The sequence below is a fragment of the Kitasatospora sp. HPM-01-4 genome, from assembly GCF_051374625.1.
GTDB lineage: Bacteria > Actinomycetota > Actinomycetes > Streptomycetales > Streptomycetaceae > Kitasatospora.
The window spans coordinates 6,970,655-6,993,723 of the sequence record NZ_JBPQGP010000005.1 but is presented as its reverse complement, the minus strand read 5'-3'; the positions used below and the strand labels follow the sequence as shown (position 1 = coordinate 6,993,723).

At 74.5% G+C, this 23,069-nt stretch carries 19 protein-coding genes; 5 read left to right on the top strand and 14 right to left on the bottom strand.

The features are described 5' to 3' along the window. Positions 1-137 precede the first annotated feature (137 nt). From ACSMTC_RS30655 to ACSMTC_RS30595, 13 genes are all read right to left on the bottom strand, one after another. Positions 138-3,935, bottom strand: a complete 3,798-nt coding sequence (locus tag ACSMTC_RS30655; RefSeq protein WP_436562979.1) for a LysM peptidoglycan-binding domain-containing protein — start codon at positions 3,933-3,935, stop codon at positions 138-140. Continuing rightward, a complete protein-coding gene (locus ACSMTC_RS30650; protein WP_436562978.1) occupies positions 3,935-4,399 on the bottom strand; it encodes a hypothetical protein in 465 nt (154 codons plus the stop codon). The genes ACSMTC_RS30655 and ACSMTC_RS30650 overlap by 1 nt, the downstream gene beginning before the upstream one ends. A gap of 54 nt (positions 4,400-4,453) precedes the next feature. Next, positions 4,454-4,849, bottom strand: coding sequence for a TadE/TadG family type IV pilus assembly protein (locus tag ACSMTC_RS30645; RefSeq protein WP_436562977.1), 396 nt, complete (start codon positions 4,847-4,849; stop codon positions 4,454-4,456). 41 nt (positions 4,850-4,890) lie between these two features. Continuing rightward, positions 4,891-5,253, bottom strand: coding sequence for a TadE/TadG family type IV pilus assembly protein (locus ACSMTC_RS30640; protein WP_436562976.1), 363 nt, complete (start codon positions 5,251-5,253; stop codon positions 4,891-4,893). Positions 5,254-5,489: 236 nt separating this feature from the next. Continuing rightward, positions 5,490-5,762, bottom strand: coding sequence for a hypothetical protein (locus ACSMTC_RS30635; RefSeq protein ID WP_436562975.1), 273 nt, complete (start codon positions 5,760-5,762; stop codon positions 5,490-5,492). A gap of 32 nt (positions 5,763-5,794) precedes the next feature. After that, positions 5,795-6,679, bottom strand: coding sequence for a hypothetical protein (locus ACSMTC_RS30630; protein ID WP_436562974.1), 885 nt, complete (start codon positions 6,677-6,679; stop codon positions 5,795-5,797). After that, a complete protein-coding gene (locus ACSMTC_RS30625; RefSeq protein ID WP_436562973.1) occupies positions 6,676-7,623 on the bottom strand; it encodes a type II secretion system F family protein in 948 nt (315 codons plus the stop codon). Before ACSMTC_RS30625 ends, ACSMTC_RS30630 begins: the two co-directional genes overlap by 4 nt. After that, positions 7,623-9,215 (bottom strand): TadA family conjugal transfer-associated ATPase, encoded by a 1,593-nt coding sequence (locus tag ACSMTC_RS30620; protein WP_436562972.1) that lies wholly within the window; start codon positions 9,213-9,215, stop codon positions 7,623-7,625. Before ACSMTC_RS30620 ends, ACSMTC_RS30625 begins: the two co-directional genes overlap by 1 nt. After that, the gene (locus tag ACSMTC_RS30615; RefSeq protein ID WP_436562971.1) at positions 9,205-10,368 is read right to left on the bottom strand and encodes a CpaE-like family protein; all 1,164 of its coding nucleotides are present in this window, start codon (positions 10,366-10,368) and stop codon (positions 9,205-9,207) included. The genes ACSMTC_RS30620 and ACSMTC_RS30615 overlap by 11 nt, the downstream gene beginning before the upstream one ends. After that, on the bottom strand, positions 10,368-11,192 hold the full coding sequence (locus ACSMTC_RS30610; RefSeq protein WP_436562970.1) for an SAF domain-containing protein: 825 nt from the start codon (positions 11,190-11,192) through the stop codon (positions 10,368-10,370). The genes ACSMTC_RS30615 and ACSMTC_RS30610 overlap by 1 nt, the downstream gene beginning before the upstream one ends. A gap of 111 nt (positions 11,193-11,303) precedes the next feature. Further along, positions 11,304-12,230 (bottom strand): hypothetical protein, encoded by a 927-nt coding sequence (locus ACSMTC_RS30605; RefSeq protein WP_436562969.1) that lies wholly within the window; start codon positions 12,228-12,230, stop codon positions 11,304-11,306. Positions 12,231-12,244: 14 nt separating this feature from the next. Then, positions 12,245-12,868 (bottom strand): hypothetical protein, encoded by a 624-nt coding sequence (locus ACSMTC_RS30600; protein ID WP_436562968.1) that lies wholly within the window; start codon positions 12,866-12,868, stop codon positions 12,245-12,247. 133 nt (positions 12,869-13,001) lie between these two features. Next, on the bottom strand, positions 13,002-13,856 hold the full coding sequence (locus tag ACSMTC_RS30595; RefSeq protein ID WP_436562967.1) for a hypothetical protein: 855 nt from the start codon (positions 13,854-13,856) through the stop codon (positions 13,002-13,004). 304 nt (positions 13,857-14,160) lie between these two features. Between ACSMTC_RS30595 and ACSMTC_RS30590 the strand changes: the two genes are divergently transcribed. The 5 genes from ACSMTC_RS30590 (at position 14,161) to ACSMTC_RS30570 (ending at position 18,731) form a co-directional block, all read left to right on the top strand. Next, positions 14,161-14,592: a pyridoxamine 5'-phosphate oxidase family protein gene (locus tag ACSMTC_RS30590; RefSeq protein WP_436562966.1), complete on the top strand. Its 432-nt coding sequence runs from the start codon at positions 14,161-14,163 to the stop codon at positions 14,590-14,592. 147 nt (positions 14,593-14,739) lie between these two features. Next, positions 14,740-15,195 carry a MaoC family dehydratase gene (locus ACSMTC_RS30585; protein WP_436562965.1) on the top strand — a complete coding sequence of 152 codons (456 nt, stop codon included), beginning with the start codon at positions 14,740-14,742 and terminating at the stop codon, positions 15,193-15,195. 454 nt (positions 15,196-15,649) lie between these two features. After that, entirely contained in the window at positions 15,650-16,903 is a 1,254-nt protein-coding gene (locus ACSMTC_RS30580; RefSeq protein ID WP_436562964.1) for an MBL fold metallo-hydrolase, read from the top strand. 204 nt (positions 16,904-17,107) lie between these two features. Further along, entirely contained in the window at positions 17,108-18,025 is a 918-nt protein-coding gene (locus ACSMTC_RS30575; RefSeq protein ID WP_436562963.1) for an acyl-CoA thioesterase, read from the top strand. A gap of 88 nt (positions 18,026-18,113) precedes the next feature. Then, a complete protein-coding gene (locus tag ACSMTC_RS30570) occupies positions 18,114-18,731 on the top strand; it encodes a TetR/AcrR family transcriptional regulator (protein WP_436562962.1) in 618 nt (205 codons plus the stop codon). A 153-nt stretch (positions 18,732-18,884) separates the two neighbouring features. On the opposite strand, the gene ACSMTC_RS30565 is transcribed toward ACSMTC_RS30570, so the two are convergent. Next, positions 18,885-22,925 (bottom strand): Pls/PosA family non-ribosomal peptide synthetase, encoded by a 4,041-nt coding sequence (locus tag ACSMTC_RS30565; protein WP_436562961.1) that lies wholly within the window; start codon positions 22,923-22,925, stop codon positions 18,885-18,887. Positions 22,926-23,069: the final 144 nt, after the last annotated feature.

Here is a 23,069-nt window from a genome sequence, read left to right as displayed (position 1 = left end):
CACTTCCCCGCCCTCCAAGCACCCGAGCTACTCGTGGCCGACATCCGGGAGTTCTTCCGAAGCCTGCCCGGCAAACCCTGACGCAGGACTGACGGAAGTGTTCACGAAACCGCGGAACCTGGACCCCGGCCGGCCGGTCAGTTGCCCGCGAGCAGGTCGCGGAGCAGGGCGACCGTGTCGGCGTCCAGGTCGCGGCCGGTCCGGCGGCTGAGGGCGTCCAACCGGTTGACCGCGCGGACCAGTTGGTCGCGGGCTCCGGCGGAGGCATAGGTGTAGAAGAGGTCCCTGTGCAGGAGCTCGACGTCCGGGGCGACGGCGAGGCCGCGGAAGATGGCGGCTTCGGCGCTGCGGTGGTCGCCGTACTGGAGGCGGCGGGCGGCGAGTTCGTGCGCGGTGTCGACGATCGCGGCGATCATGTCCTGGCGTTCGGCCTCGGCCCAGGTGTAGGCGGTGGTCGGGGCCTCGGCGAAGGGCGCGCCGCGGACCAGGGCCAGGGCGTGCGCCAGGGCGGCGTCGGCGGTACTGCTGGTGCTGCGCATGCCGCGCCGGTACAGGCTGCGGAACTCGTCCCAGTCGCAGGTCACGGTCGGGGCGAAGGCGTAGCCGTCCGGGGTGTCCAGGTGGAGGAAGGCCCGGCCCTCGGTGGAGTTGCCGAACCAGGCCGCCAGTTCGGCGAGTTTGGCGGGCAGCGGGGTGGCGGGCCGGTCGGCCTCGGGCCCGGCACCGGACCGGTCGGGGACCAGGTGCGCGGCTCCCGGGTGCAGGGCCCGGTCGAGCGCGCCGTGTTCGACTCCCGGGCGCAGCACGAGCAGGGCGGCCAGCTCGGTCAGCCGGGACACCGCGGCCGGCTCGGCGGGACCGGCCGCGCCCAGCACGTCCACCGGACCGAGCAGCCGGATCCGGGGGGCGGTCCGGGCGGCGTGCGCCTCCGGGGAACGCAGGATGGCCAGCAGGTCGTCGCTGTCGCTGCGGGTGGAGCTGGGCGCGGGCGGGACCGGGGACACCGGCGCCACCGGGTGCACCACGCCCGCCGGGAGGGGGCGCGCCTGGCCGGCCGGGTCCGCGAAGGCCTCCGCCGGGGGCGCCGGGTCGTGCATCGGCGCGGGCTCGGGGGGCGCTGCGGGGCGGACGGGCTCGGGCCTCTCGGGCGCCGGCGGTTCGACGGTCGCCGGTGCGTCGGTGTCGGCCGGACCGGCGGACACCGGGGCGTTGCTGTGCAGCCCGAGGCCGTTGGCGCTGTGCCGGGACGGCGGACGCGGCGGTGCGACCGGTCCCGCCCGGTCCTCCTCGACCGCGCCGGGCTCGGCGTCGGCGGGGGCGGGTGCGGGTGCGGGGGCGGTGGCGGCGGGGACGGCGGTGTCAGTGGGAGCGGCGAGGCGCGGGGCCGGGGTCGCGGTGGGGTCGGTGCCGGCGAACGGGCTGGCACCGGTGCCGATCATCCGGGTCATCAGCTGAGCGCCGGCCAGGTCCACCGGCAGGGCCGGCGGCGCGCCCACCGCGGCCAGCACCGGCACGGGAGGCAGCGGGATCTCCTCGGCGTCGCGGTCACCGCCCGGGCCGTCCAGGGTCCAGTCGGGGGCGGGGTACTGGGTGGTGTCGCAGGCGGTCCGCAGCAGCTCGCCGAGGTGGTCGTACTGCTGCGGGTCGAGCTTCTGGAGTTCGACGCCGAGGTGCAGTCCCGGGATGCTGGCGGCACCGCTGCTGGGCAGGGTCCAACGGGCGACCGGGCCGCTGCCGCGCTCGGGAGCGCGGGTCACCACGGCGAGGCAGGTGCGCGGGGTGCCGTCGAGCAGCCGGCCCAGTTCGGCGGGCAGACTGCCGCCGGGCGGCTGGGTGGAGAGCACGATCTCGGGCACCCAGGACTCGTCCGCGTGGCCCCGGCTGCGGGCGTCCCGGGGACTGGCCGCCTCGGCGGCCACCAGGGTGGCCCTGGCCTTGACCGTACGCGGGCCGAGTGCCGTGATGGCCGCCTCCAGGCTGTCGTACCGGTGCACCCGTTCCACCGCCGGGCCGGTGAGCGGCAGGTCCTCGGCGAGTCCGACCAGGTGCAGGTGCAGCCGGTCGGCGAGCGGGCTGTGCGCCAACTCCACCGCCAGCGTGCGCAGTACGTCCCTGGCGTCGTCCGGGTGCCCGGACAGGTGCATCAGCCGTACGGTCTCCAGGTCGGCGAGGACCACGGCCCCGTCGGGAGCGGTGCCCAGGGTGACCAGGGCCGGGTACGGCGCCGTGGTCCTGGCCGCCTGCGTGGCGGACAGCAGCTCGGATGAGTCCTCGGGGCACCACCAGACGTTCGGCGCGTGGGCGGCCCGGAAGGGTGCGATCGGCGCGGCGGGGGCGGCGAGGTGCAGCTCCACGGTGCGCTCGGCGGTCACCCGGACCGCGACCAGGGCGGGCAGGCGCTTGCTTCCGCGCACGGTGTTGCGGGCCAGCGTGCGCAGCGCCCGGTTCAGCAGGTCGAGCGCGGTGTCGCCCTGGCGGACCTTCATTTCGGCCTCGAAGGCGGCGGCGGGCGCGGGCGGGAGCGCGATCCGGTGCCGGGGACGGCGGGCGTGCTGCTGGTCGCCCCGGCGGCGGGCCACCGTTCCGATCATCACCGCGGCCAGCAGGACGCCCACCGTGGAGGCGGCGAGTGCCATGCTGTAGTCGTCGCTGGGCGACACCCCCCTGCCTGCGGAACCCGGCCTGGCCGTGGGCGGGTTGTGCCCGGCCGGGGCGGACGGGTGGGCGCCGGCCGGGGCCGGGCTCGGGGTGGCACTCGGGGTGCCGGAGGCCGGGGCGGACTGGGTCGCACCGCCGGTACCGGGCGCGGGGTCCGGGGACTGGGAGGGGGCCGGCGTCGGCGGCTGGGCCTGCGCACCGGGGATGGCGAGCACCATGCCGGGGGTGAGGACGTCCGGATCGGTCAGCTTCTCCCCGTCGGGCGCGCTGACACCCTTGTTCGCCTCGAAGAGCTTCGGCCAGGCCTCCGCGGAGCCCAGTTCCTGCTCGGCGATGGCCGAGAGCGTGTCGCCCGGGTGCACGGTGACGCTTGCGTGCTGCCCACCGGCGGGCGTGGTCGCGGGAGCGGTACCGCCTCCCTGGGACGAACCCGGCGACGGGCTCGCCGAACTCCCGTCCGGCTTGGCGTCGTTCGGCATGAGCAGCTTCCAGCCGGGCTGGATCGGCCGGTCGGCGTCGAATCGGCCGCCCGAATCGTCCATCGTCCGGCCGTCGTTGAGCTTGGCGATCTCCACCCACCGTTCACCGGAGCCGAGTTGGCGTTCGGCGATGGACCAGAGGCTGTCCGCCGGGCGGGAGTCCCGGACGGTGTACGTCGGCTGCTGGTCGGCGGCGGCCGGCGCGAGGGCCGGGGCGACGGGGGCGGCGGGCAGTGCGGCGAGGGGGGCGCGGGCGGTCAGCTGGGCCGGGGCGACCACCGCGGGCGCCTTGTCGGGGGTGGCCGCGAAGGCGCCGCCCGCGACCGGCAGCACGGCCAGGACCGAGCCGACCAGTCCGGCCGCGAGCCGCTGGCTCCAGCCGAAGGCGGGGATCCGGCGGGCGATCCGGCCGCGCAGCTGCGCCGGGACCTCCAGCAGTACGGACAGCGCGAAGCACAGCCAGGCGCCCCAGCCGACCACGACCAGCGCCCAGAGGAAGAGCCGTCCGTCGTCGGGGCCGGTGAGCATCGAGACGAACCCGCCGCCCGCCGGGTCGCCCATCCCGGCGACCGCCAGGGTGCCGTAGAGGAGCAGCGCCGGCAGGCCGGCCAGCAGCCCGAGCAGCGCGGTCAGCGCGCCGAGCGCGGCGGCGACCGAACCGGCGCTCCTGGCACGGCGGTCGGCGCGCAGCGGCACCGGGCGCCGCCGGTCGGGGCCCGGTGCGCCCGGGACTTCGCCGCGGGCGGACGAGTCGGTACGGGTGCCGTGGGCGTGGTGCCTGGCTCGTGGCGCGGCCATCAGCCGTTCTCCGCTTCCGTGACCCCGTGCACCAGGGTGGCCGTGCCTTGGCCGTGCACCGGGAGGGTGTTGACGTTGATCGCACCGAGCAGTGCGGTGCGGTACGTGGTGTCGATGCTCACCTGGACGGTGTGGTCGTCCTTGAAGCCGACGTCGGCGCTCAGGTGGTACTGGTCGAGGTAGGCGTCGGCGGCGCGGGTGGCCACGTCGAGGTCGTGCTCGCGGGCGCCGATCACCGGGTAGCCGTCCCCGCGCAGCACCGCCCCCTGGTCGAGCTGCTGCCCGGCCACGCGGGCGGCCTCCTGGGCGAGCGCGTCGGTGTTCTCGATCGCGCGCAGGCGGCCGCCGCAGTCGAGCACTATGCCGATCACCACGACCAGTCCGGCGGCGCAGATCGCCACAAAGGTGGAGACCGCACCGGTGTCCGGTGCCGCGTCTGGCCCACGTCTGCTAAGGCGTGGCATCAATTCCCCTCCCCCACCGGGTGGTTGACCCGGGTCTCGCCTGCCGGAGCCCGGTCAGCCGGTGCCCCGGTACCGGTCGATCACCGAGGTGAACCGGCTGGTCATGGTCCGGCTGCCCGGCATTCCCCCGACCGACAGGTAGTCCAGTGCGACCTTGCAGCTCACCGTCACGCTGACGGTGGTGAGCGGGCCGGTCGGAGTGTCGATCGTGCCGTACTCGACCGGGGCCGTCTCGGCGTCGCCGCAGGGCACCCGCTGGTCCCGGAACACCTCCCGTGCCGCGTCCTGTGCCGCCTGCCGCGCGCCATCCGGACTCCGGGCGAGCGAGGCCGCGCGGGCGCCGGAACGCGCTGCCGCATCCACTACCCCGCCGGTGGTCTGAATACGCCCGGCCACCACGGCGATCATCACGAAGAGCACCAGTGCCGGGACGACGAGAGCGGCCTCCACCGCGACGCTCCCCCGGTCGGCCCGGAGGTCCGCCCCCCGCCTCACGGCTGACCGCCCTGCGGGACGAACTTCTCGCGCGGGGCGGTCACCTGACGGACGATGGTCATCCCGGTCATCCCGGGCAGCAGGCTCTGCGCCCGGACGGAGACGCGCAGGCTGAACATCTGCGCGTCCCCGCCCGGGAGCACCGCCATCGGCTCGGCCAGCGCGCCCTGGCGGTCGAGGAAGTCCGTCGCCCGCTGGACGGCCTTCGTCGGCGTGCCCCCCGTGATCCGCCCGGCGTCGGCGCCCTCCCGCGCGGCGGTCAGCGCCGCCTGGCTCGCGTACCACCACAGGGCGGCCTGCACCACCAGCACCACCATCGCCAGGACCGCCGGGAAGACGATGGCCAGGCTGAGCGTCATCGCCCCCCGGTCGGACCAGGCCTCCCCCAGCCTCCGACCGGGAGGTACCCCCTGGCTGGGGGAGAGCGTCGGCACCGGGTCAGAGCGCTCGGAGGCGAGCAAGGCCCCCTTGCGAGCCAAAGAGCGCGCCGGTGTCGAAAGGGAGGAGCGCCAAGCGACCGAGGAACGAGGGCGCGCCGGAGGGACGAGTGTCGGCACCGGGTCAGAGCGCCCGGAGGCGAGCAAGGAGTAGCGGCTCACGTCGGGTTCGGCACATCGATCGGGGTGTCGTTGACCTTGCTCTTGACCTTCCCGGCGAGGCTGTAGAGCACGCCCACGATGATCCCCGCGACCACCACCAACCCGACCACGGCCAGGGCCAGTTCGATGGTGATCGCACCCCGGTCGCCGGCCGCGCGGGCGGCGCGGACCCGGCCCATCCGGTAGTGGACGAAGACGGACATGGCGAGTTGCACCGGCAGCAGCAGGGGCAGCAGCAGCGCTGTGAGCAGATTGCGGATCCGGTTCATGGTCGCTGGTCTCCTGAGGAAGTGGCGGACGGCTAGACAACGTTGAGCATCTGGTAGAGGGCCGGGAAGACGATCAGCGCCGTCATCAGCAGAGTGAGCACCGAGCCGGGCGCGACCATCCGTTCGCTGTCGGTGTTGGCGCTGGCCAGTTCCTCCGCCAGCAGCTCGCCGCGCAGGCTCTTCGCCCGGGCGCGCAGGGTGTCGTACACGGCGGCGCCGTCGGTGCCCGAGATGCGCATGATGTCGGCCACGTCCTGCATCGGGGTCAGGCCGAGCTCGACGGCGAGCGCGTCCAGCCCCTCCCAGGGCGGCAGCCGGTCGGTGCTGGCGCGCTCCAGGGCGTCCCGGATCCGGCGGAACACGGTGCCCCGGCCGACCGAGGCGGCCCGCCGCAGTGCCTCGGCGGGTCCGCAGTCGGCGGCCCGCTCCAGCGCGACGAGTTCCAGGTAGGCGACCAGGCCGTGCAGGTACTCGGTCCTGGCCTCCTTGGCCTCGCCCGCCACGATGGCGTCCGGGACCAGCCAGCCGAGCAGGGCCAGCACCGGGCCGAGCAGCAGCGGTACGGCCGGCGGCAGGCCGATGCCGAGCACCAGGGCCATCGCCGAGAAGTACCCGGGCAGCAGCAGGCCGATCAGCGCGAACAGCAGCTTGTGCGCCATGAACCGGGCCGGGGTCCGGCCGATCAGCGCCAGCTGCTGGTGCGGGATCCGGGCGCCGGGCAGGCCGAGCGAGCGCTCACCGACCCGGTCGTACCAGGAGAGCCCGTCCGTACCGCGCGCCGTCTGCTCGGCCGGCACCCGGTGCAGCCGGTCCAGCGCCTGCCCCAGGTCCGGTGGGGCGGGCCGCAGTTCGGCGGCGAGCAGGGCGATGCCGCCGGCCGCGGCGGCACCGGCGAGGACGGCCCAGGGCGAGATCACCGCGCCTCCTTCAGCAACGGGTCGGCGGGCGCCTCGGGTTCGGCTCCGGGCAGGCGGCCCGCCTTGCTGCGCCGGTCCACCTCCAGCAGCCGGGGCGGCGGGGTGTGCCGGGCGAGCGAGCGCATCCAGGCGATCACCAGCACGAAGACGACCGAGACCACCCCGAGTACCAGCTGGCCGACGAAGGTCTCGTACGGCGCGGTGTAGTCGGTGTTGAACGAGCCGACCGCCAGCACGCCCACGATGATGGTGACCAGCCAGCGGATGGTGGTGCGGTGCTTGGCCCGGTCGGCCTCGATCGCACGCCGCTGGCGGACCTCCTCGCGCACCGACTCGGCCAGGTCGGCCAGCGCCCGGGCCAGTCCGGGGCCGCTGTCCCCGGCGCGCAGCAGCAGCGCGGCCAGCACCTTGTCGGCGGTGGCGTCGGCAAGGCTGTCGGCGAAGGCGCGCAGCGCGTCCTCGGGACGCCAGCGGGACTGCAACCGGGCCGCCAGCTCGGCGATCTCGCTCTCCAGGGCGGGCGGCGCGGTGCGGCGGCTGGTCAGGATCGCCTGGTTGAGCCCGACTCCGAGCAGCAGGACGTCGGCCAGCCGCTGGGTCCACTCCGAGAGCGCCTCCAGCCGCTCGATCCGGCGGGTGTCGGAGCGGGTGGCGTCGAACAGCCAGGGCAGGCCGAAGACGGCGAGCGGCACCAGCAGGGCGGTGAGCGGAACTCCGGTGAACAGCCAGGCGGTCGGCGCCGCGATCAGGGCGAGCGCACTCTGGATCCGGCGCAGCCGGGCGACCCGGGCGCTCGGGCTGCCCGGCGCGCCGTACCAGAGGGTGTGCAGCCGCCCGCCCATCGGATTGCGGTCCGTCTCCCTGGGCGCACCGCCGAGCAGGCCGGTCACCAGGGCGACGGCGCCGCCCGCGACCAGCAGGCCGCACAGTACGAAGAGCAGCATCACCGCGGACCGCCGATCCGCAGCGCCAGCGGGGCGCCCCAACTCCCGTACGGGTTCTGGAGCAGCGCGGCGTCGAAGCCGGTCCGGCGCAGGTCGTCGACGCAGCTCGGCGGGGTGTGCGGAACGGCCCTGGGTTCGCCGTGCTCGGGACGCGGCCCGAAGACGGTGTTCATCGCGGGACGGCCGTTCTCGCCGAGGCCGGTGACCTCCAGGACGTGTGAGACGAAGCGGTGCCGGCGGCCGCCGACGGCGGTCTCGTCGACCATGGCGACGTGCACGATGAGGTCGACGGCGTTGGCGGTGAGGCGGTAGGCGAGGCTGTCGGTCATGTGCGCGCCGTACTCCAGGCAGAGTTCGGCGATCCGGTCCACCACCATGTGCGGGCCGCGCGCGTGCAGGGTGCACATCGAGCCGCCCTCGCCGTTGGTCATCACCCGCAGCATCGGGACGACCTCGCTGGAGCGGACCTCACCGACGATGATCCGCGACAGCGTCATCCGCAGCGCGGCCGGGATCAGTTCGCCGATCGTCAACTCGCCCGCCGGCCGGCCGTCCACGCGTTCTCCGTTGCCCTCGCGGGCCTCCATCGGTACCACCTGGCGCAGGTGGCCGAGGGTGTGCAGCCAGAGTTCGTACTCCGACTCCAGGGTGCCGATCCGCTCGTCCGGCGGGATCTCGGCGGCCATCGCCCGCAGCAGGCTGGTCTTGCCCACGCCCTGGGTGCCGGTGATCATCACGTTCTTCCTGGCCCGGATCGCCGAGGCCAGGAAGGCGGCCAGGGTGGCGTCCAGGGTGCCGAGCCGGACCAGGTCGGTGAGGGTGGCGGAGGCCACCCGGTGACGCCGGATCGCCACGTACGGGCGGGGGGTGACCTCGGTCATCGCCTGCAGGCGCATCCCGCCCTCCAGGCGCAGCGCGAGCGTCGGGCTCGCGGTGGAGAGGGTGCGCTCACCGCCGCCGTGCTGGCGGGCCAGGTCCTGCAGCAGCTCGACGAGTTCCTCGTCGGTGTCGGCCACCGGCGGTACCTGGCGCAGGGGTTGGTGCACCCGGGAGACCCAGACATCGTCACAGCCGTTGATCAGGATGTTCTCGATCTCCGGGTCGTCCAGGTAGGGCTGCAGCCGCCCGGCCCGGAACAGCAGGTCGTAGACGGCCTCGGCGAGCGCCCGGTCCTGCTCCCTGGTCGGCGGGATGCCGTGGGTCTGGGCGTACGCGTCGGACCACCGGGCGACCGCCTCCTCGATCAGCGCGCGCCCGCGCTGACGGCGGGTCGCCCGGTCGGCCTCCAGGCCCGAGCCGCCGGCCAACCGCGAGAGCTGCTGGTGCAGTTCGGCCGCGACCTGGCGCTTGAGCTCGCGGGCGACCTGCGGATCGACCGCCGGCCGTGCCGCGACCGGCTCCAGCGCGGGCGCGTCCGTGCCCCGGACCGGCCCCGGGGTGAACCGGCCGGCCGGTGCGGCGCTCGGCACCACGGGCGGGGGCGCCGTCACGGGCGGCGTCACGGGCTGAGCGGTGGTGGCGGTGGTGGTCCAGGGCAGCTCGGCCGGGTCCACCGCGCCGCCCGGGCTCTGGTACAGGGGGCTACCGCGCACGGAGCACCTCCCCGTACGCCGGTTGCTGCGGGGGCTGCGGCTGGAACGGCTCGGGGGCGGGCGGGTGCGGTACGTACGGCGCGGGGGCGGGTGCCGGGACGGGCCCGAGGTATGCCGCCGGGCGCGCCTCGAAGGCCGGGTCCTCGGCCGGTATCGGCGGCTGCGCGGGCGGCGGGAACTGCCCGCCGTACTGCCCCGGCTGACCCTGCTGACCCTGCTGACCCTGCTGACCGGGCGGGAACGACTGCCCGGGCCGGCCCGGTTGCCCCGGTGGGAACGACTGCCCGTACCGGAGCGGCTGCGCGGGTGGGAGCGGCTGCGCCGGCTCGAACCGCCCCTCCTGCGGGCCGGGCGGGGCCGCTGCCGGGGCGAGCCGCTGACGCCGCCGCCGGATCAGCAGCTGGATCTGGTCGGCCGCCGACCTGGCGGTACGCATCAGCTCCGAGCGGATGAACCGCCGGTCGGCGGTGTCGCCGCCGTCGGAGAGCACCCGCGCGGTCCTCGGCGCGTACGGCAGCAGGCCGAGCGTGGGCAGCGCGAACTGCCGCGAGATCTCGGCCGCCGGGTACGGGCCTTCGGCCACCAGCAGCAGCCCGAGGGCGTCCGCGCCGGTGCCGGAGGTGTCCAGGTCCTCGCGGAGCGCCGCCAGCCGGGGCCGGGCGGCGCTCAGTCCGCGCAGCGTGGTCCGCACCGCCACGGCCACCACGTCGGCCCGCCGGGTGAGCACCGCCCCGGCCCCGGCCGCGCCGGAGCGGCCGAGGTCCAGGATGACGTCGTAGCCCTGGGGCTCCAGTGCGTGCAGGGTCTCCACCAGCGGTTCCCAGGTGTAGGCGAGGCCGGGTGCCTGCGCGGGGTCGGTCAGTCCCGGCAGCAGCAGCCGTTCGCCGCCGCCGGCCGGGGAGAGGTCGATCAGCTGCTCCCACAGGCTCTGGGCGAGCAGGCCGCGCCGGTCGGCGACGGCCAGGTTGCGCAGCCCGTACACGGCCTCGACCCGGCCCTCCAGCGCTCCGGCCAGCACCGCGCCGCCGTCCGGGTCGCACTCGACCAGCATGATCCGGCGGCCGGGCTGCAACGGCCAGGCCAGCAGCAGGGCCAGGGCGCTGGTGGTGGCGCCCGGCGCACCGGGACCGCCGACCACGGCGACGACGGCCATCAGTTGCCACCCCCGCCCGGGCTCGCTGCCGCGCCGCCGGCCGAGGGCGCACCCGAGGGGCCGCCGGACGAGGGTGCGCCCGACGGACCGGCGGAGGAGCTGCCGGACGGCTCCGGCGCGTGAGCGGCGTCCGCCCTCGGCGCCAGGATCACCTGGAACTTCCCGCTGGCCACCCAGGCGGCCAGCCGGGGCCCGTCGGTCGGCGGCACCGCGACGTCGACCACCTGGCCGCCGTCCGAGTCCACCCGGCCGACCGTGACCACCGTGGCGGGCAGGGTGTCCGGGGTCCTGGTGGTCCCGGCCTGGCCGTTGGACTGGTCCACGGTGGCGACGACCAGCACCCTCAGGCCGGTCTGCAGCCTGGTGGCGGGCAGTTGGGTGCGCTTGGCGGCCACACCGACGACCTGGTCACCGGGATTCAGCACCGGGTCCGCGTTGACGTCGGCGTTGAGCAGCAGCGCGCCCCGGTGCAGGTCCGTGGTGGCGTGCAGCCCTATGGCGCGCTGCCGGTCCCTGGCGTCCAGTGGGCGCAGCGCGGGATCCCCGGCGATCCGCGCGACCACCAGGTCGTCGGCGGTCAGCGTCTGCCCCATCGGAACGTCACGGGCCAGAGCCAGTACGGAGATCCGCTGGCCGGTGCTGTTGTAGAGCACCGCGCCGCCGAGTCCGCCCGCCGCGATCAGCGCCACCGACATGGCCAGCACGGCCGGCCTGCGGCGCCGGGCGCGCAGCGTGCGTGGCGGCGTGTGCGGCACCGCGCGCGCCGGCTCGGGCGCGAGGGCGGCGGTGCCGGTACTCGGCGCTGCGAAGGTTCGGTTCTCCACCGGACTACGGCCTTTCGTACGGGGACTGTTCGGCGCTCGGCGACCGGCCGGCTGGTTGCCGGCCCGCCGGTCGGGCGGCCGGGCCAGTGGCGGACTGTCGGTTGAGGACTGTCAGTTGAGGACCTGGACCTCGCCGACCCGCAGCGGGAGCGGCTGGTCGGCGGTGACCGGGAAGTCGAACGCGAACACCTTCTCGCCGGTGCCGTTGACCTCGGCCCTGACCTTCCAGTTCAGGGTGGCGGTCAGGTAGTACCGGCCGTCCTGCTGCCGGGCCGAGCCGGTCCGGTACACATGACCGCAGTCGGGCGAGGGCGAGCCCCCGGCGTCCACGTGGTACGGGGTACCGGCCGACCTGCAGGTCTCGGTCGAGCCGTCGCCGGTGTCCCAGGTGACGCTGTCCAGCGTGACGGTGGCGGTCACACTGATCTGCCGCCCCTTGGCCGTCGCGCTCAGCGGACCCACGGTGGCGTCGTTCCGGTCGTACCAGAGCCACACCGGGACCCCGACCACGGCGGTGCCGGTCGGCGCGGCATGCAGCTCGGGCGCTGCCAGCCGGATCTCCTTCAGCGCCTTCAGCCCCAGGTCGTACGGCCGGTCCGGCGGAGGCTCGCCACCGGGCGGCTGCGCGAAGAACATCGGCGTCTTCGGCGTCAGGTTCCCGTCCGTACCACGGCAGTTGACCTCGTACATCGCCCCCTGGGACGGGGTGTGCCCGGTCCAGAGCGGGTCACCGGCGGGCGGCTGCGGGTCCATCCGGTGGTAGTAGCACCCGTCCGAGGAACTGAACCAGCCCAGCGTGTCGTCCCAGCACGGCCACTGCTGCCCGTTCCAGCTGCACAGCTGCTCCCCGCCGCCACTCCCACCGCTGGTGCCACCGCCACCGGTGCCACCGCTCGGAGTCCCGCCGCCGGGCTCGGTGATGACGACGCAGATGTCGCGTACGGCGCACGGTCCGGCTCCACCTCCCGGATCGTCGGCGATCGCCGGGGAGAGTGAGGCGGTGAGCATTCCGAGCAGCAGACCGAACTGAATCACCAATCGCCGAGCGGACTTCAGCATGTTCGGTCCACCTCTCGTTTGAAGTCGACGATCATCCAACGTCCGTCCGTCTTACGGAGTCCAGCGGTGGCGACATAGCGCGAGAGCCGCTGTTTCGGATCCTTCAACGCCTTCGTCGCGGCGTCCGCCTGATGCCAGTCGCCGACATCGAGGCAGTCCTCGACCGATGCGGTCTGCGGATTCGATTCGAGGTCGATCGCCTTCACCACCGGCGAGTTGTGCGGACTTCCGATCATCACCAGTCTGGCCTCGTGCAGTTGGTGAAGACTGGCGACCGCCTCACTCAGCGCGAGTCCGGACGAGTAGGCCTGTAACTGCGAACCATCGGAACCGGATTGCGCGAAAGCCGCCGTCTGGGCATCCCACCAGGCCTGATACGCCCTCAGAACCACTCGCCCGACCGCGCCTTCCGGCCCTTCGGTGGGGGCGGCCGACTCCGGAGCCGTACCACCCGAAGGGGTTACCGGCGCCGGGACCGCGACGCTGGCCCCGGGGCTGGCGAGCCGATCGGTGGAACCCGCCGAACCGTCACCGCCGCACGCGGTGAGAACCGTCAGCAGGATCGCGCCGCCGACTCCAACCGCCCCAGGGCGCAACACTCTTCCGCGCTGCCGCATCGCCCCACCTCATCGCGGCCGGCACCGTCCGTTGCCATGGCCGCCAGAAGATATCCGCCGTCCCGCAGTGCTGCCCGGGGCATCGATTCTTCGCCACCCGCCTCTTCGCGGCAACACCTCGGGCCCCCTGACCTTACGCGGAAGGCGGATCCGTTGGGGCACTTTCCCGCCACAGAACCGCCAACAGTTCCTCTGAAAGCGACAATCCGGCCAATACGCCTCGCACGGCCGCCCGATTGCGCATCAGCAGGCGCCCGTGCTGGCCTGGAACGAGCAGTCGAACGCCCCCCGCACCCGCACCACCACCCGCCCCCCGGCCCAACTCGGCCTCCACCACGGGCTGGAGCTCGGCGGGCCCGAGGGCGGCGGGTGCGCCGGGTACGCCGTTCTCCAGCACCCGCGCCAGCGCCCACGCGAACGAGCCCTCCCCGCCCGGGAGTACGGCGTCCCGGCCGCGCCGCCCGGCGGTGAACCGCCCGACCCGTCCCCACAGCGGCACCCGGGAGTGCGCCAGCAGCTCGCCCGCGCCGTCCTCCCCACCGTGCTCCAGTGCCGCCCACGTCTCCCGGTCGGCCACCGCGTCCACCAGCAGCAGGGTGCCCTCGGCCTCGCCGTGGACCATGGTGCTGACCACCCAGTCCCAGGCCAGCCCTCGGCGGTAGGCGTTGTCGGAGGTACTGCCACCGGCCACCAGCGCCAGCCGCCGGCCGCGCGGATCGGCCACCAGCTGGCCGATCAGGCAGACCACCAGCCAGCGCGAGGGTCTCTGGGCCGCCGCCCGCAGTGCGGTGAGCATGGCGTTGGCGTCCGCGTCCGGCGGCGGCAGGGTCACCCGGCAGCCCCGGGTGCCGGCGTCGAAGCAGCTTCCGGGCAGCGCGTCGGCGAGCAGCCCGGCCCCCTCCGCCGCCCGCGCCGAGCCGCCGTGGGCGCGCTCGGGCCCACCGTCCGCACCGATCACCACCAGTTCGATGCCGCCGCCCATTCGCACCGACCCCTCCCCGTACCGCCGGCCCGCGCGCCGGCCGCCCACCGCTCCGACTCGGCCGACCGGCCGCCGGATCTCAGTCGTCCCGCCCCGTCACCGCCGAGTTGTCCGCGACCACACCGCGGACCCACCTTGGACTGAACCAGCTCGGAACACCGCCGACAAGCTACCGCCGCGGCCGCGTACCGGCGTCGTACCGGCCTCACCGCCCGCACCGACCGGCCTCGCCGGTCACGGCCGGGAATCGCCACAGCCCAGGGACCATGGACTCTATTGGCCCGGTGGCCGGGGCGACACCATCACTGCCATGGACCGTGACAACCGGGTGGAGACCCTGAGCGAGGCCGAGTGCCTGCGCCTGCTCGGCACCGTGCCCATCGGGCGGGTGGTGTACACCGAGCACGCGCTGCCCGCCGTTCGCCCGGTGGCCTTCGAGGTCGGGCCCGACGGGCGGCTGCTCCTGGCCCTGGACGCCGGGGCCGCGGTGGCCCGGGCCCTGGACGGCACGGTCGCCGCCTTCCAGGCCGACCGGCTCGACCCGGTGACCGGGACCGGCTGGTCAGTCCTGGTCCACGGCCGCACCGAAACGGTCCGCGACGCCGTCGCGCACGGGCACCCGCCGCTTCCCGCACCCCGGCCGACGGTGCCCGCCCGGGAGCAGCGCCTCGTGCGGCTCGCCCCGGAACTGGTCAGCGGCCACCGCCTGCTCCCGGCCGTCCGGCCCGTCCGCATCTCCTGAGTCCGGGGTGCCACCGTCCGGCGCCGCCCGGGTCCGACGGGCCCGTGGCCGCCGGTCTCCGGGCCTGCGACTCCTGACAGGTGACTCCCGAGTAGGCATACTCTGCGGAATCGGAGTCCCGCCAGCAGCACCCCACAGGAGCACGTTGTGACGACCTTCGCCTCGCTCGCCGACCTCTCCGCCGCCGTCGGCACCGAACTCGGCACCAGCGAGTGGCACATCATCGACCAGGACCGGGTGAACCTGTTCGCGGAGGCGACCGGCGACCACCAGTGGATCCACATCGACCCGGACCGCGCCAAGGACAGCCCCTTCGGTGGCACCATCGCGCACGGCTACCTGACGCTCTCGCTGATCCCGGTGCTGGCGAAGGAGTGCTACAGCGTCGACGGCGTCCGGATGGCCCTCAACTACGGCTCGGAGAAGGTCCGTTTCCCCGCCCCGCTGCCGGTCGGCACGGCGGTGCGGGCGACGGCCGAACTGCTCTCGGCAGCCGAGGTCCCCGGCGGTGTGCAGGCCGTGGTCCGCTTCACCATCAGCAGCGAGACCGGCCCCAAGCCGCACTGCGTGGCCGAGACCATCACCCGCTTCTACGCCGCCTGAGCCGGAGCACCCCGCCCGGTCCGCGGTCGGCCCCGGACGGCCGGCCCGGGCCCTGGCAACGGACGTGGCAACCGACGTGGCGACCGACGGCCTGCGCCCTGGCCACCGACGCCCTGAGCCCGCGTACACCGTCCGAACCCACGCGCCCCGCGCACGCTCCCGGCCCCTGCGCGCCCTCGCGCCACAGTGCACCGGCTCACGCCTGCGGCGGCCACCACCGCCGCAGGCGCTCGCGCCCACCGGGCAGCGGCAGTTGGCCCATCCGCGGGATCCGTGCGGGTCCGCCGAACGGCGTGCTGGCCACCCCGTTCACCGGGTTCGGCGGCCGCCGGAACGGTAAGGTCCGGTCAGATGCCTGTCGTACGGCAGCGGGTTCACGGGCCCCTGCCGCACGGCCTCTCCCGTGCGTTCGCGTCACTGCGAACGTGCGTTGTTGTGCGCCCATGGAGGTGCTGTGCCCAGCTCCGTCTCCTGGATCTCCCGGTTCACCACTCTGACCACGCAGCTCGGCACCGGCACCGGTCCCGGCCTCCTGCCACTCCGCGCACTGCCTCGCACCGCCTGGCGCCGGCTCCGCGCCGAGGCCTTCGGCGCCGAGCCGGCCGGCGACCGGCTGGCCCGCGTCCTCGCCTCACCGAACTTCACCGACGGCGCCTTCCGGAACCCCGTACCGACCCGGCGGCTGGTCTACGACCGCTCGCCGCTGGAGCTCACCCACTCCCAGCTGACCGCCAACCGCCCGCGCCGGGTGCCGGCCGCCGCCGTTCCCCTGCACCGGCTGCGGCCGGTCGAACTGGCCGAGCCGCCCGCCTCCGGGCTCCGGCTGACCTGGCTGGGCCACGCCACCGTCCTGGCCGAGCTGGACGGCCGCCGGGTCCTGTTCGACCCGGTCTGGGGAGAACGCTGCTCCCCGTTCGCCTGGACCGGACCCAGGCGGCTGCACCCGGTGCCGCTCTCGCTGACCGAGCTCCCCGCGGTGGACGTGGTGGTGATCTCGCACGACCACTACGACCACCTGGACATGGACACCGTACGGGCCCTGACCGGCTCCACCGCGGTCTTCGCCGTGCCGCTCGGCGTCGGGGCGCACCTGGAGCACTGGGGGGTGCCCGCCGACCGGATCGTCGAACTGGACTGGTGGGAGTCGGCCGAGGTCGCGGGGCTCACCCTCACCGCCGCCCCCGCCCGCCACTACTGCAGCCGCGGGCCGAAGACCAGTCCGCACCTGCTGTGGGCCTCCTGGGCGGTGGCCGGACCCGAGCACCGGATCTTCCACAGCGGGGACACCGGCTACTTCCCCGGCTTCGCCGAGATCGGCCGCAGGCTCGGTCCGTTCGACGCGACGATGATGCAGATCGGCGCCTACAGCGATTTCTGGCCCGAGGTGCACATGACCCCCGAGGAGGGCGTCCGGGCCCACCTCGACCTGGGCGGGCGGCTGATGCTCCCGATCCACTGGTGCACCTTCAACCTCGCTCCCCACCCGTGGGAGGAACCCGCCGAGCGCACGGTCGCCGCGGCCCACGCCCTCGGTGCCCGTCTCGCCGTCCCCGTCCCCGGGCACCCCTTCGAACCCGCCGAAACACCCGCACTCCGGCTCTGGTGGCGAGCGGTCGCGGCGGTGCCCAGAGGGGCCGAACCGCTGGTCCCCGAACCCGCCGCCCCGGTCACCGGCCGGCCTGCCGAAGGTGACGAAGTCACGGTCTGAGCCCCCGGGCGCCGAAGCCCGCGGGCCGGTGGAGACGGGTTCCGGACCCGCCGGTGCCCGGAACCCGCCGCTCTCCGGAACTCGCCGTTTCCGGAACCCGCCGGCCCGTGACCCACGTTTCTGGAACTCGTTCCATCCGCCGCGGGGTTCTTCCGGTAACCCAGGTCACACCACCGACCGGCCCTCTTCTGCCACCATGTGCGGGTGACCGACGCCATCAGACAGCAGAATCCGGACCACGGCACGGTGGGCTCGTTCATCGAGCTGCTGCGGATCGAGACCCTGGACAAGAACCTGTTCCGGGGCCGCTGCCACGCCGGGGCGCCCATGCGCGCCTTCGGCGGCCAGGTCGCGGCGCAGGCGCTCACCGCCGCCGGGCTGACGGTGGCCCCGGCCCGCACGGTGCACTCGCTCCACGGCTACTTCCTGCGCCCCGGCGACCCGCAGCGCCCGATCGAGTACCAGGTGGACCGGGTCCGCGACGGACTCTCGTACGCCACCCGGCGGGTGACCGCGCTGCAGTGCAACGAGGCGATCTTCACACTCTCCGCCTCCTTCAAGCTCCCCGAGGAGGGCGGCGCCCGGCAGCGCACCATGCCCCCGGTGCCCGGGCCCGAGGACCTGCCGGACCCGCTGCCCCGCTGGGCGGCGGAGCACCCCGAGGACTACGCCCGCAGCAGCGGCTTCCGTGCGCTCGACATGCGCTTCGTCCCGGCCGACGCCCCCGGCGTTCCTGCTGAACTCCCGGGCGTGCCACAGCAGTTCGTCTGGCTCCGGGCGGGCACCCCGCTTCCGGCCGACGATCCGCTGGTCCAGGTCTGTGCGCTCACCTATCTCTCCGACCTGACCCTCGCCCCGACCGCGGCACTGCACCTCCAGCCGCACCGGCTGCACCGCTCCGGACCGCCCAGGGTCATGCTCGCCTCGCTGGACCACGCGATGTGGTTCCACCGGCCGTTCCGCGCGGACGACTGGCTGCTGTTCGCACAGCGCAGCCCGTCCGCTTCGGACGGACGCGGGCTCACCCTCGGCGAGTTCTACAACCGGGACGGCGAACTGGTCGCCTCCGCGGTGCAGGAGACCCTGCTCCGCGAGCTGGCGCCACCCCCGGTGCAGCCGTAGGGACCGCCCCCCGGCGCACCTCCGCGGCCGGTAGTGCGCTGATCAGGCGTCGTTCGCTCCCGGGTGGCCGCCCCGTATCATGGTGCGGGTGACCAAGGTTGACCTGTCACCACGGCCGATCGAGGCGATGTCGCCCCGTCAGCTCGAACGCCGCCGGAGTCTGCTCTCGGCCGCCCTCGCGCTGGTGAACGAGACCGGCGTCGAGCGCCTGCAGATGAAGCAGGTCTCCGAGCGTTCAGGGGTCGCGCTCGGCACCGCCTACCGGTACTTCTCCTCCAAGGACCACCTGCTCGCCGCCGCGATCGCCGACTGGCACCGGCTGCTGCTGGCCGACCTGGTGGCCGACCTGCGCAGTCCCCGCGCCGGGCTCACCGGCACCGACCGGGTGGTCCGGTTCGTCCGGCACGGCATGCGGGCCTACCAGCGCCAGCCCCAGCTCGCCCGGCTGCGGGTGTCGGTCGCGGCCTCCACCGACCCCTTCGCGAGCGAGGCCCTGCAGGGCCTGGTCCGGGCCGACGCAGCGGCGCTGAACGCCGTGATGGCCGAGGTCCCGCCCGGTGCGGGCGATGTGGTCCGGCACATCGTCGGCCACGCCTGGCAGGGCGAGCTGACCGCCTGGGTGACCGGCCGGACCACCCTCGACGACGCCCGCCGCCGTCTGGAGGACGTCGTGCGCCTGGTCCTCACCCCGTACGAAGCCGCCTGAGCGCACGGAGCCCCGGCGGGCGACCGGCCGCCGCGGCGCTCCCGTCTTCCGGTCCCGGCGTTCCGGCCGCTTCCCGCGCCTTCGAACGAAACGGCGGGCGGGACCCGAAGGTCCCACCCGCCGTCAGCGGTAGGTCACCGGCGTCCGGCGGCGTCAGACGCCGCTGCCCACCTGCCGCCGCCCACCACCCCGGTGCCCCCGGGACCGCGCGCGCCGTCGCCCGAACCCGCTCACCAGATGCGATCCGGGCCCGACGGGCTGCTCGGCCGGCCAGGCCGCGACCGGGTTGCCGAGCCATCGCGTGCCGTCCGGCATCGACTCGTTGCTCATCACCAGCGAGGCGGCCCCGACCGAGACCCCCTGGCCGAGGCTCGACCCCGGCAGCGTGATGGAGTGCGGGCCCGTGGTGGCCCCGGCGCCGATGCGCACGGTGTCCAGCCGCATCACCCGGTCATGGAACAGGTGCGTCTGCAGCACCGTGCCGCGGTTGATGCTCGCGCCGTCCTCGATGGCGATCAGGTCGGTCTCGGGCAGCCAGTGCGTCTCGCACCAGACACCGCGTCCGATCCGGGTGCCCAGCGAGCGGAGCCAGACGTTGAGGAACGGAGTACCGATGATCGCCTGGCCGAGCCAGGGCATCGCCAGCTCCTCGACGAAGACGTCGTACAGCTCGTTGCGCCACACGAAGTGCGACCAGAGCGGGTGTTCACCGGTCCTGAACCGGCCGACCAGCAGCCACTTCGCCACCGTGGTGGTGAGCAGCGCGGCGATCCCCGCCCCGATCAGGATCAGCCCGCCGCACGCGGCGGCCGCCGCCCGGCCGTCCTGGTCGATGACCTCCTGGAGTACACCGAAGGCCAGGTCGCCGAGGAAGGCGACCAGCAGCACCGGCAGGAGCCGGCACAGTTCCACCAGGCCGCGCGCGACCATCAGCCGCCTCGGCGGGTCGTAGGTGTGGGACAGGTCACCGGTGCGGGCCACCCGGGGCAGCGAGAAGCCGGGGCGCCCGAGCCAGGAGGAGCCGGGCTCGGCGTGCGGCGGTGCGTCGGAGAGCACCCCGACCAGGGAGTCGTCGGGGAGCGTACGGCCCGGTCCGACGATTCCGGAGTTGCCGACGAAGCTCCGCCGGCCGACCTCGGAGTGGCCGATCCGCAGCCAGCCGCCGCGCACCTCGAACGGCGCGACCAGGGTGTCGTCGGCGAGGAAGGCCCCGTCGTCCACCCGCATCAGGCCGGGCAGTGCCAGCACCGTGGAGGCCTCCACCCGCCGGCCGATCCGGGCGCCGAGCAGCCGGAGCCAGACCGGGGTGAGGAGCGAGGCGTAGAAGGGGAACAGCGACCTGCGCGCGGTGTCCATCAGACGGGTGACGACCCAGGAGGCCCATGCCACCCGGCCGAGCGACGGGTGGTGGCCCGGCTTGATCATCAGGCTGCACAGCCGGACCGTGGCGATCAGCATCAGGGCGTAGCAGACGAGCGAGACCACCACCGCGAGCGGCGTCACGAGCAGCAGCTGGACCATCGCCGTGCGCAGGGTCTGGTCCTGGTCGAGCAGCGAGAGGACCAGGGCCAGCGAGGGCAGCGCGGCGATCAGCGGCATCAGCCCGAAGCCGAGCAGCCCCAGCCCGTACGCGGCGTTCCACAGCCGGGAGCGGTGGTGCGCGGGCAGCGGCCAGCCGGTGCCCGCCGGGCCGGCACCGGCCATCGGACGGGCCGGGGAGCCGTGCCACTGCTGGCCCTCGGCGACCTCGCCGAGGACGCAGCTGCCGGGGGCGACGTCGGCGAAGTCGCCGACCCGGGCGCCGGGCATCAGGGTGCTGCGGGTGCCGACCCGGGCGCCCCGGCCGACCTCGACGCCGCCCAGGTGCAGGATGTCGCCGTCCAGCCACCAGCCGGCCAGGTCCACCTCGGGCTCGATGCTGGCGCCGGAGCCGAACCGGGCGAGGCCGGTCACCGGCGGCATGGCGTGCAGGTGCACGTCCTCGCCGACCCGGCAGCCGAGCAGCCGGGCGTACCGGCCGGCCCACGGGGTGCCGATCACCGAGCCGATGTTGAAGGACGCCACCAGGCGTTCGGCGGCCCACAGCCGCAGGTGGACCGAGCCGCCCCGGGGGTAGCTGCCGGGCCGCAGTCCCGCGGTGAGCAGCCGGGCGGAAACCGCCCCGATCACCAGCCGTCCGGCCGCGCTGGACAGCACCACCCAGCCGGTGATGATCAGCCACCACGGCGTGTACGGGGTCCAGGAGAGCTTGTGCCCGACGAAGCTGTCGGCCCCGGCCAGGTTGTCGAGCGCGGCCAGGGCCAGCACCCAGCGCAGGCCGCTGACGGTGAACAGCAGGGTGAGCACGGCCAGTTGGACCACTCCGGCACGCCGGGGAGTCGGCCGGACCAGGCGCTCCTCGCGCGGCGGACCGCCGAGCTCGTCCAGCCTGGCGGCCTGGGCGAGCAGGGTGGGGTGGCCGTAGATGTCCGCGACGGAGACGGCGGGGTAGCGGGTGCGCAGCTCCGAGACCAGCTTGGCGGCCGCGATGCTGGTGCCGCCGAGGGAGAAGAAGTCGGTGTCCCCGGAGACCGGCAGGCCCAGCAGGTCCTGCCACTTCTCGGCCAGCCAGCCGGCCGTGCCGGTGAGGGCGGGGCCGGTGGACTCCGCCGTCTGCGTGACGCCGGCCAGCGGCCAGGGCAGGGCGTTGCGGTCGACCTTGCCGGAGGTCTTGGTCGGCAGGTCGTCCACCAGGGCCAGCAGCGGGACCAGGGCCTGGGGCAGCCGGTCCAGCAGCGCCACCCGGGCGGCGGCGGTGTCGAACGGGGTCCCGGGGCCGCCGTCGGGAACCAGGTAGCCGACCAGCACCTGACCGCCGGCCGGGGTGTTGCGGACCGCCGCGGCGGCGGCGCGGATGCCGGGCAGCGCCTGCAGCGCGGCGTCGACCTCGCCGAGTTCGATCCGGCGTCCGGACAGTTTGACCTGCTCGTCGGCCCGGCCGACGAAGACCAGCCCCTCGGGGTCGGCCCGGACCAGGTCGCCGCTGCGGTAGACGCGGGTGCTGTGCAGGTACGGGCTGTCGACGAACTTCTCGGCGTCCTTGGCGGCGTCCAGGTAGCGGGCGGTGCCGACGCCGCCGATCAGCAGCTCACCGGTCTCGTTCCAGGCGACCGGCTTGCCCTGCTCGTCGACGACCGCGAGCTCCCAGCCGTCCAGCGGGGCTCCGATGCGCACCGGCTGACCGGGGGTCATCAGGGCGGCGCAGGCGACCACCGTGGTCTCGGTGGGGCCGTAGGTGTTCCACAGCTCACGGTGCGGGGCGGCCAGCCGGTGGACCAGCTCCTCCGGGCAGGCCTCGCCGCCGAGGATCAGCAGCCGGACCCGCTCCAGGTACTCGGTCGGCCAGAGCGCGACCAGGGTGGGCACGGTGGAGACCACGGTGATCTGGCGCTCGACCAGCCAGGGCCCGAGGTCGGCTCCGGCCCGCACCAGCGCGCGCGGGGCGGGCACCAGGCAGGCGGCGTGACGCCACGCCAGCCACATCTCCTCGCAGGAGGCGTCGAAGGCGACCGAGAGTCCGGCGAGCACCCGGTCGCCGGGGGCGAGCGGGCGGCCGCGCAGGAACAGCCTGGCCTCGGCGTCGACGAAGGCCGCCGCGGAGCGGTGGCTGACCGCAACTCCCTTGGGACGCCCGGTGGTTCCCGAGGTGAATATGATCCAGGCGTCGTCGTCGGGGGTCGGTCTGCCCGGGCGGCCTCCGGGCCTGGTGCGGGCGTCGGTCGCGATGGCCAGGCCGGCGCCGACCACCGCGCTGACCCCGGCGTCCGCCCACACCATCTCGGCCCGCTCGTCGGGGTCGTCTGCGTCGACGGGTACGTAGGCCGCGCCGGTGCGCAGCGTCGCGAGGATCGCGATGTAGAGGTCGGCCGTCCCGGACGGGACGCGCACACCGACCCGGTCCCCCCGGCCGATGCCGAGGGACGCCAGGCGTCCGGCGAACGCGTCGACCTGCTCCAGCAGCGTCCGGTAGTCGAGTACCACGGCGCCCGCATCCAGGGCGGGGACGTACGGATTCGCCTGGGCGGCGGCCTCGATCACATCGATCAGGGTCCGTACGGGGGCGGCCGGGGTCACCGGCCACAGCGCCCCGCCCGCCAGTCCGGGTGTGTTCCCGAACGGAGGCAGACTCAAGTCCGCTACTTCACGTGATTCCATCAACCTGCTCTTCGGTCTCGTGGACTGCGGATCCATCCAACGGCGGCTACGGACCGTGCACGGCCAGTGCCCCGCTGCATGAGGCTAGACGCACAGTCATGCCAAACCGTTCGCTGAGGGCGTCTGTTCATCAAAGTCTCATGG

Bases quoted from the DNA above. Each gene is read 5' to 3' on its own strand.
- ACSMTC_RS30615 (WP_436562971.1), bottom strand. From the start codon at position 10,368: ATGGCCGTCGTCGCCGTGGTCGGCGGTCCCGGTGCGCCGGGCGCCACC.
- ACSMTC_RS30565 (WP_436562961.1), bottom strand. From the start codon at position 22,925: ATGGAATCACGTGAAGTAGCGGACTTGAGTCTGCCTCCGTTCGGGAAC.
- ACSMTC_RS30655 (WP_436562979.1), bottom strand. From the start codon at position 3,935: ATGGCCGCGCCACGAGCCAGGCACCACGCCCACGGCACCCGTACCGAC.
- ACSMTC_RS30635 (WP_436562975.1), bottom strand. From the start codon at position 5,762: ATGAACCGGATCCGCAATCTGCTCACAGCGCTGCTGCTGCCCCTGCTG.
- ACSMTC_RS30625 (WP_436562973.1), bottom strand. From the start codon at position 7,623: ATGCTGCTCTTCGTACTGTGCGGCCTGCTGGTCGCGGGCGGCGCCGTC.
- ACSMTC_RS30590 (WP_436562966.1), top strand. From the start codon at position 14,161: ATGGACCGTGACAACCGGGTGGAGACCCTGAGCGAGGCCGAGTGCCTG.
- ACSMTC_RS30600 (WP_436562968.1), bottom strand. From the start codon at position 12,868: ATGCGGCAGCGCGGAAGAGTGTTGCGCCCTGGGGCGGTTGGAGTCGGC.
- ACSMTC_RS30640 (WP_436562976.1), bottom strand. From the start codon at position 5,253: ATGACGCTCAGCCTGGCCATCGTCTTCCCGGCGGTCCTGGCGATGGTG.
- ACSMTC_RS30650 (WP_436562978.1), bottom strand. From the start codon at position 4,399: ATGCCACGCCTTAGCAGACGTGGGCCAGACGCGGCACCGGACACCGGT.